General features: G+C 61.3%; 7 protein-coding genes. All 7 read right to left on the bottom strand.

What is annotated here, in order from left to right:
- On the bottom strand, positions 1-495 hold a 495-nt coding region (ftsA, locus tag ACRESJ_RS07925; RefSeq protein ID WP_431757411.1), incomplete at its 3' end, for a cell division protein FtsA.
- Positions 496-510: 15 nt separating this feature from the next.
- Positions 511-1,380 carry a cell division protein FtsQ/DivIB gene (locus ACRESJ_RS07920; RefSeq protein WP_431757410.1) on the bottom strand — a complete coding sequence of 290 codons (870 nt, stop codon included), beginning with the start codon at positions 1,378-1,380 and terminating at the stop codon, positions 511-513.
- A gap of 4 nt (positions 1,381-1,384) precedes the next feature.
- Positions 1,385-2,353, bottom strand: a complete 969-nt coding sequence (locus tag ACRESJ_RS07915) for a D-alanine--D-alanine ligase (protein ID WP_431757409.1) — start codon at positions 2,351-2,353, stop codon at positions 1,385-1,387.
- The gene (gene murC / locus ACRESJ_RS07910) at positions 2,350-3,810 is read right to left on the bottom strand and encodes a UDP-N-acetylmuramate--L-alanine ligase (RefSeq protein WP_431757408.1); all 1,461 of its coding nucleotides are present in this window, start codon (positions 3,808-3,810) and stop codon (positions 2,350-2,352) included. The genes ACRESJ_RS07915 and murC overlap by 4 nt, the downstream gene beginning before the upstream one ends.
- On the bottom strand, positions 3,803-4,873 hold the full coding sequence (gene murG / locus ACRESJ_RS07905) for an undecaprenyldiphospho-muramoylpentapeptide beta-N-acetylglucosaminyltransferase (RefSeq protein WP_431757407.1): 1,071 nt from the start codon (positions 4,871-4,873) through the stop codon (positions 3,803-3,805). The genes murC and murG overlap by 8 nt, the downstream gene beginning before the upstream one ends.
- Entirely contained in the window at positions 4,863-6,080 is a 1,218-nt protein-coding gene (gene ftsW, locus ACRESJ_RS07900; RefSeq protein WP_431757406.1) for a putative lipid II flippase FtsW, read from the bottom strand. Before ftsW ends, murG begins: the two co-directional genes overlap by 11 nt.
- On the bottom strand, positions 6,077-7,393 hold the full coding sequence (murD, locus tag ACRESJ_RS07895) for a UDP-N-acetylmuramoyl-L-alanine--D-glutamate ligase (RefSeq protein ID WP_431757405.1): 1,317 nt from the start codon (positions 7,391-7,393) through the stop codon (positions 6,077-6,079). The genes ftsW and murD overlap by 4 nt, the downstream gene beginning before the upstream one ends.
- Positions 7,394-7,395 lie beyond the last annotated feature (2 nt).

Here is a 7,395-nt window from a genome sequence, read left to right as displayed (position 1 = left end):
GACGGCGCAGGTGACCACGTGGACCTTGGCCTCCAGACGCACGCCGGACATGCCCAGCGGCTCGCGGACGCCTTCCTGGTTATCGATCACGTAATCCTGCGGCAGGGTGTGCAGTACGCGCTGGTCCGCAGGAATCGCCACGGCCTGGGCAGCGTCAAGTACGCGCTCAAGGTCGGCGGAGCTGACTTCACGATCACGGATCGCCACGATGCCGTGGGAGTTCAGGCTGCGGATGTGATTGCCGGCCACGCCGACAAATGCCGAGTGAATGCGGCAACCAGCCATCAGCTGCGCTTCTTCAATCGCGCGCTGGATCGATTGCACGGTGGACTCGATGTTCACCACCACGCCTTTTTTCAGGCCACGGGACGGGTGCGTACCGATCCCGACGATATCCAGCGTGCCGTCGTCCCCGACCTCGCCGACCAGCGCCACCACCTTGGAGGTGCCGATATCGAGACCGACGATCATTTTGCCGCTTTGCACGTTTGCCATGGGTCCTGCCTCTTCTTAATTCTTCGCGACAGCGGGTTGAGCTGCCGTCGGCGCTACGGGTTCCCGCCAGCCAACAGCAAGGCCGTTGGCGTAGCGCAGATCGATGCGCGCAATGTTCGTAATCTGTTCTTTGAGCGTCTTGTCATAGATGGCAATGAAACGGCGCATCTTTTCCACCTGATTGCCACGTCCCAGCAGCAGTTCAATCCCGGGGCCCGCGCTGCCTGGGCCAGTGGTCAGGAACCAGCTGCCTCGCTCACGCAGTTCCAGGCGTGCAATCGAGAAGCCCAACGGCCTGAGCATCTGGCTCAGAACCTGGTATTGCTGCATCACCTGCTGTTGAGCCCTTTGTGGGCCAAACAGCTGTGGCAAGTGTTCGTAGTTCGCCAGCTCACGCGGTGTGAACGCCTGCCCCTGGTTGTTCAACAGCGACTCGTCGCCCCAGCGGGCCACGGGCAGTTGTTCCTCCAGGCGGATCACCACTTGATCCGGCCATACCCTGCGCACTTCGGCGTGGGCAATCCATGGCATCTGCTCAAGCTCGGTGCGCATGCTTTCCAGATCGATGGTGAAGAAGCTCGACGCCACATAAGGGGCGATCCGCTGCTGCACCGCTTGCTGGCTGATGTAACTCAAGTCGCCCTGCACGTTGATCCTGGTGATCGGTCGGTCGGCGTACGGCATCAAACGCTGCGCGCCTTCGTAAGTACCGAACCCCAAAACCACCAGCAGCACCGGCCAGAACAGGCTCTTGAGAAAACCAAAATTGGCTTTCGGCAGGCGCGCAGACATCGGCTCTTTGGCCACCATTCGGCTTGCACCTCGCGGTACCGGCTTGCGGCCGGTCGGTGCGGTGGGCTGATGTCTGAGCTGAGCGCCTTGCATGGTCTTAACCTCTTGGCTCTTCGCTACCGGCAACACTGGCTGCCAGAATGGCCAGGACCAGCTGCTGGAAATCCAGACCGGCAGCACGGGCCGCCATCGGCACCAGGCTGTGATCGGTCATCCCCGGTGCGGTGTTGACTTCCAGGAACCAGAACTGCCCTTCGGCGTCCTGCATCACGTCCGCCCTGCCCCAACCGGCAATACCCAGCGCTTCACAGGCTTTCGCCGTGAGGTCCATGAGTTCCTTTTCCTTGGCGCTGTCCAGCCCGCACGGAATGCGGTACTGGGTATCGTTGGCCACGTACTTGGCGTCGTAGTCGTAGAAGCTGTGCGTCGTGCCCAGGGCGATTGGAGGCAACACCTGGTCACGCAGGGTGGCGATGGTGAACTCCGGACCATGAATCCATTGCTCGACCAACACTTGCGAATCGTAGGTACTGGCCGCTTTCCAGGCGTCGATCAATTCGGACGCGGAAGTCACTTTGGCCATCCCGATACTTGAACCTTCATGGGCCGGTTTGACGATCAAAGGGAAGCCCAGTTCCGTGACCGCCGAAATACAATCGGCCTCACTGCTCAGCACGGCGTGACGCGGCGTCGGAATGCCCAGGCTGTGCCAGACCTGCTTGGTGCGCAGCTTGTCCATGGCCAGTGCCGAAGCCAGGATGCCGCTACCGGTGTACGGAATACCCAGGCATTCGAGCAGGCCCTGCATGCTGCCGTCTTCACCGCCACGACCGTGGAGGATGATGAAGGCGCGATCGATTTTTTCGTTGAGCAGACGCTGCAACAGGTCATCGCCCACATCGAGACCGAACGCATCCACACCCGCGCTTTGCAGCGCATCGAGAACAGCGTTGCCCGATTTCAGGGAGACTTCGCGCTCGGCACTTTTGCCGCCGAAAAGTACGGCGACACGGCCAAAATCTTTCGGCGCAAGGGTGGAAACGAGGTTGGCGTAGGCAGTATTCATTTCAACTTCCCCTCGACCGGCGCAGCCACGGCGCCGGTGAACAACGGACTCTTCAACAAACTCGGAGCAAGGCCACCGACATCACCGGCACCCTGGCAGAGCAAGATGTCGCCAGCACGCAGCAGCGGCTTGACCAGTGGCGCCAGGTCGATGCCCCGTTCGATATAGATCGGATCGAGCTGGCCGCGCTGGCGGATGCTGTTACACAGCTTGCGGCTGTCGGCACCCGGGATCGGCTCTTCGCCGGCCGGATAGACTTCCATCAGCAGCAACACGTTGGCATCGGCCAGTACATTGACGAAGTCGTCGTACAGATCACGGGTGCGGCTGTAACGGTGCGGCTGGTAGACCATCACCAGGCGGCGCTCCGGCCAGCCACCGCGCACGGCCTTGATCACGGCAGCGACTTCGGTCGGGTGGTGACCGTAGTCGTCGACCAGCATCACATTGCCGCCCTCTACGGGCAGTTCGCCGTAAACCTGGAAGCGTCGGCCTACGCCCTGGAACCCGGACAGTCCCTGGACAATGGCTTCATCACTGACACCTTCGTCGGTGGCGATGCAGATGGTGGCCAGCGCGTTGAGCACGTTGTGGTTGCCCGGCATGTTCACCGAGACATCCAGCGGTTCACGGTCGGGACGCAGCACGGTGAAGAAGGTTTGCATGCCTTGCTGGCGCACATTGATCGCACGCACGTCGCAGTCATCGCTGAAACCGTAGGTGACGGTCGGGCGCTTGACCTGCGGCAGGATTTCACGCACCACCGGATCGTCCAGGCACACCACGGCCAAACCGTAGAACGGCAGGTTGTGAAGGAACTCGACGAAAGTTTTTTTCAGTTTGTTGAAGTCGCCGTCATAGGTCGCCATGTGGTCGGCGTCGATGTTGGTGACCACAGCGACCAGCGGCTGCAAGTGCAGGAAGCTGGCATCGCTTTCATCGGCTTCGGCGATCAGGTAGCGGCTGGTGCCAAGCTGGGCGTTAGTGCCCGCGGCATTCAGACGGCCACCGATGACGAATGTCGGGTCCAGGCCACCGGCAGCGAACACCGAAGCGATCAGGCTGGTGGTGGTGGTTTTGCCGTGGGTACCGGCGACGGCGATGCCGTGGCGGTAGCGCATCAGCTCAGCCAGCATTTCTGCACGAGGCACCACTGGAATACGGCGTTCCAGCGCGGTGGCGACTTCCGGGTTGGAAGTGTTCACGGCGCTCGACACCACCAGCACGTCCGCTGCAGCGGCGTTTTCGGCACGGTGGCCGATAAAGATTTGTGCGCCGAAAGACTCCAGGCGCTCGGTCACAGGCGATGCCTTCAGGTCGGAACCGGACACTTCATAGCCCAGGTTCAACAACACTTCAGCAATCCCGCACATGCCCACGCCGCCGATACCGACGAAGTGGATGCGACGGATGCGGCGCATTTCCGGTTGCGGCATGGCTTTCTGATTCTCAATCATGGGCCACCTCCAGGCAGGTATCGACCACGTTACGGGTGGCATCGGGTTTGGCCAGGCGACGGGCCGCAGTGGCCATTTCTTCAAGTCGTTGCGGTTGCATCAGGACCTCTGTCAGGCGAGCGGCAAGATCCGCTGCGCCGGTCGTTCTTTGTGGCATCAGGAAAGCAGCGCCTTCACGGGCCAAATAATCGGCATTGCGGGTCTGGTGATCGTCGATCGCGTGGGGCAAAGGCACCAGCATCGAGGGCAGACCGGCGGCAGCCAGTTCACTGATGGTCAGCGCGCCTGCGCGACATACCACCAGGTCGGCCCAGCCATAGGCTTGAGCCATGTCTTTGATGAAAGGCTGCACTTGCGCCTCGACGCCAGCCGCGCGATAGCGCTCTGCAGTCACTTCATCGTGATTTTTGCCGGCCTGATGGAACACGTCCGGCCGCAAGTCGACGGCGACTTGTGACAGGGCTTCAGGCAGCAACTTGTTCAACGGCTCTGCGCCAAGGCTTCCGCCAAGGATCAGCAAACGCGCCTTGCGACCAGCCAGGGCGGGTCGCGATGTTTCGAGGAACAGCTCGGTGCGCACCGGGTTACCGGTGGTCCGGCGGCTGTTCGACAGGGTAAAGGTGTCGGGGAAGGCTTCACAGACTCGGGCGGCCAACGGCACCAGCAACCGATTGGCGGTACCGGCGACAGCGTTCTGTTCGTGAACGATTACCGGCACACCGGCCAGTTTGGCGGCAACGCCACCAGGACCGGTCACATAACCACCAAATCCGACCACACAGACTGGCTGCAGCTGACGAATGATCGCCCGCGCTTGCCAGACCGATTTGAGCAACATGAACGGCGCCTTGAGCAGGGACAACTTGCCCTTGCCCCGAAGGCCGCTGGCGTGGATCCGGTGCAACTCGATGCCCGCCATCGGGACAAGCTCGTTCTCGATGCCACGGGGCGTGCCGAGCCAGTGCACGGTGTAACCACGCGCCTGGAATTCGCGGGCACAGGCCAGTGCCGGGAACACGTGGCCGCCAGTACCACCGGCCATGATCAAAACGTTAGCGCCCATGGTTCGGCTCCTCGGCGAAGTCGCTCTCATGGAATTCCATTTCTTCGCTGCCAAGGTGGGTTCGACTCTCCCACTCAATGCGCAATAACAAGCCCAGACAGGCACAGCAAATCACCAACGAACTGCCGCCATAGCTGAGGAACGGCAGCGTCAGGCCTTTAGTAGGCAACAGCCCGACGTTTACGCCGATATTGATCAGGAACTGGCCGATCCACAGGAACGACAAACCATAGGCAACATAAGCCGCGAAGAATTGTTTGGCCTTCTCGGCCCACAAGCCGATGTACATGCCACGAATACAAACGAAGCCAAACAACGCGACAGTGCACAGGGAACCGACGGCACCCAACTCTTCCGCCAATACCGAGAACACGAAGTCGGTGTGGGCTTCCGGCAGGTAGAACTGTTTCTGCACGCTGTTGCCCAGGCCTACGCCCAGCCATTCGCCACGACCGAACGCGATCAATGCTTGGGACAACTGATAACCGGCACCGAACTGGTCGGCCCACGGATCGGCAAAGTTGGTCAGACGCGCCATTCGATACGGCTGCATTTGAATCAACAGCACCACCGCTCCGACAGCCAGCACCACCATCAGGGAAAAACGGAAAAGCCCGACCCCGCCGAGGAACAGCATCGCCGCCGCAGCGCCCATCATCACGACGGTGGCACCGAAGTCCGGCTCCATCAGCAACAGGCCCGCCATTGGCAGCAGAACGATGAACGGCTTGAAGAAGCCCATCCAGCTTTCGCGCACCTCTTTCTGGCGACGCACCAGATAACCGGCCAGGTAGATCACCACGAACACCTTGGCGATCTCGGACGGCTGGACGTTGAAGAAGCTGAAACCGATCCAGCGCATCGAACCGTTCACTTCACGGCCGATCCCCGGAATGATCACCATCACCAGCAAGCCGAAGGCACCAATGAGCATCATCCAGCCCAGGCGTTGCCAGGTGGCGATGGGAATCATCATGGTCACGATGCAGGCACCCAGGCCCAGCACCACATAGATCAGGTGACGAATCATGTAATACAGAGGGCTGCCCGACTGCACCGCAGCCACCTCGGTAGAAGCCGAGGCAATCATGATCAGCCCCAAGCCTAGCAACGACAGGCAGCCAGCGAGCATCGGAAAATCGAGGTCAATACCGCGCCCGGTGATGAGCGGCGAAGGGTATGGCTTGATGATGTTTCTCAGATTCATGCCAGTTCCTCCACTGCTTGGACGAACTGGTGACCACGGTCTTCGTAGTTCTTGAACATGTCGAAACTGGCGCAGGCCGGCGACAACAGCACCACGTCGCCCGGCTGGGCAGCGGCGCGACACTGTTCAACGGCTTCGACCAGAGAGCCTGCGCGAATCAGTGGAACGGCGTCGCCGATGGCTTCGCCGATCTTGTCGGAGTCACGACCCATCAGGATGACGGCGCGGCAGTTGGCCGCTACCGGATCACGCAAATCATTGAACTCGGCACCCTTGCCGTCGCCGCCGGCGATCAACACGACCTTGCCGTCGATGTCCGCGCCCAAGCCCTCGATGGCTGCCAGTGCGGCGCCGACGTTGGTGGCTTTTGAATCGTTGTAGTAGCCGACGCCATCCAGATCACGGACCCACTGGCAACGGTGTTCGAGCCCGGCGAAGTTGCGCAGGGCCGACAGCATGGCATCGAATGGCAGGCCGACAGCGTGGCCAAGTGCCAAGGCTGCCAGGGCGTTGGACTGGTTATGGGCGCCGCGAATTTTCAGCTCGCGCACCGGCATCAGGTTCTGGAATTCGAACGCCAGGTACTTCTCGCCGTCTTCTTCACGCAGACCGAAGGCCTTGAAGTCCGGCTTGGTCAAACCGAAGGTCCAGCACGGCTGCCCTTCGCCCATCAGCGGACGGCTCAAGGCGTCCTGGCGATTGACCACGAACTGTTTGGCGCCACGGAAGATCCGGTGTTTGGCCAGGTGATAGGCCGGCAGACCGCTGTAGCGGTCCATGTGGTCTTCGCTGATGTTGAGTACGGTTGCCACTTCGGCATTGAGCTGGTCGGTGGTTTCCAGTTGAAAACTCGACAACTCCATCACGTACAGCTCGACTTCGTCGTTCAGCAGATCCAGCGCCGGCGTGCCGAGGTTGCCGCCGACGGCGACACGCTTGCCGGACGCAGCTGCCATTTCGCCGACCAGAGTGGTCACGGTGCTCTTCGCGTTGGAACCACTGATGGCCACGATCGGCGCCTTCGCGTTACGCGCGAACAGCTCGATGTCGCCGGACAGTTTCACGCCACGGGCAGCGGCGGCCTGCAGGGCCGGGGTCGCCAGCGCCAGGCCGGGGCTCACGTAGAGCTCGTCGGCACGGCACAGGAACTCGACGTCCAACTCGCCACAACGCACTTCCACCTGCGGGTAGTCACGCTTGAGCGTGGCCAGTTCCGGTGGATTTTCCCGCGTATCGGCCACGGCAAACGCCACGCCCCGGTTCGCCAGGAAGCGAACCAGGGACATGCCGCTCTTGCCGAGGCCGACAACGATGC

Origin of the sequence: Pseudomonas sp. (genome assembly GCF_050739655.1) — a bacterium.
Taxonomy (GTDB): domain Bacteria; phylum Pseudomonadota; class Gammaproteobacteria; order Pseudomonadales; family Pseudomonadaceae; genus Aquipseudomonas.
Note: the sequence above shows the minus strand (reverse complement) of the source record. Positions and strands in the feature narration are given on the sequence as shown.

Coding starts and splice junctions, on each gene's coding strand:
- ACRESJ_RS07920 (WP_431757410.1), bottom strand. CDS start 1,380: ATGCAAGGCGCTCAGCTCAGACATCAGCCCACCGCACCGACCGGCCGC.
- ACRESJ_RS07915 (WP_431757409.1), bottom strand. CDS start 2,353: ATGAATACTGCCTACGCCAACCTCGTTTCCACCCTTGCGCCGAAAGAT.
- murC (WP_431757408.1), bottom strand. CDS start 3,810: ATGATTGAGAATCAGAAAGCCATGCCGCAACCGGAAATGCGCCGCATC.
- murG (WP_431757407.1), bottom strand. CDS start 4,873: ATGGGCGCTAACGTTTTGATCATGGCCGGTGGTACTGGCGGCCACGTG.
- ftsW (WP_431757406.1), bottom strand. CDS start 6,080: ATGAATCTGAGAAACATCATCAAGCCATACCCTTCGCCGCTCATCACC.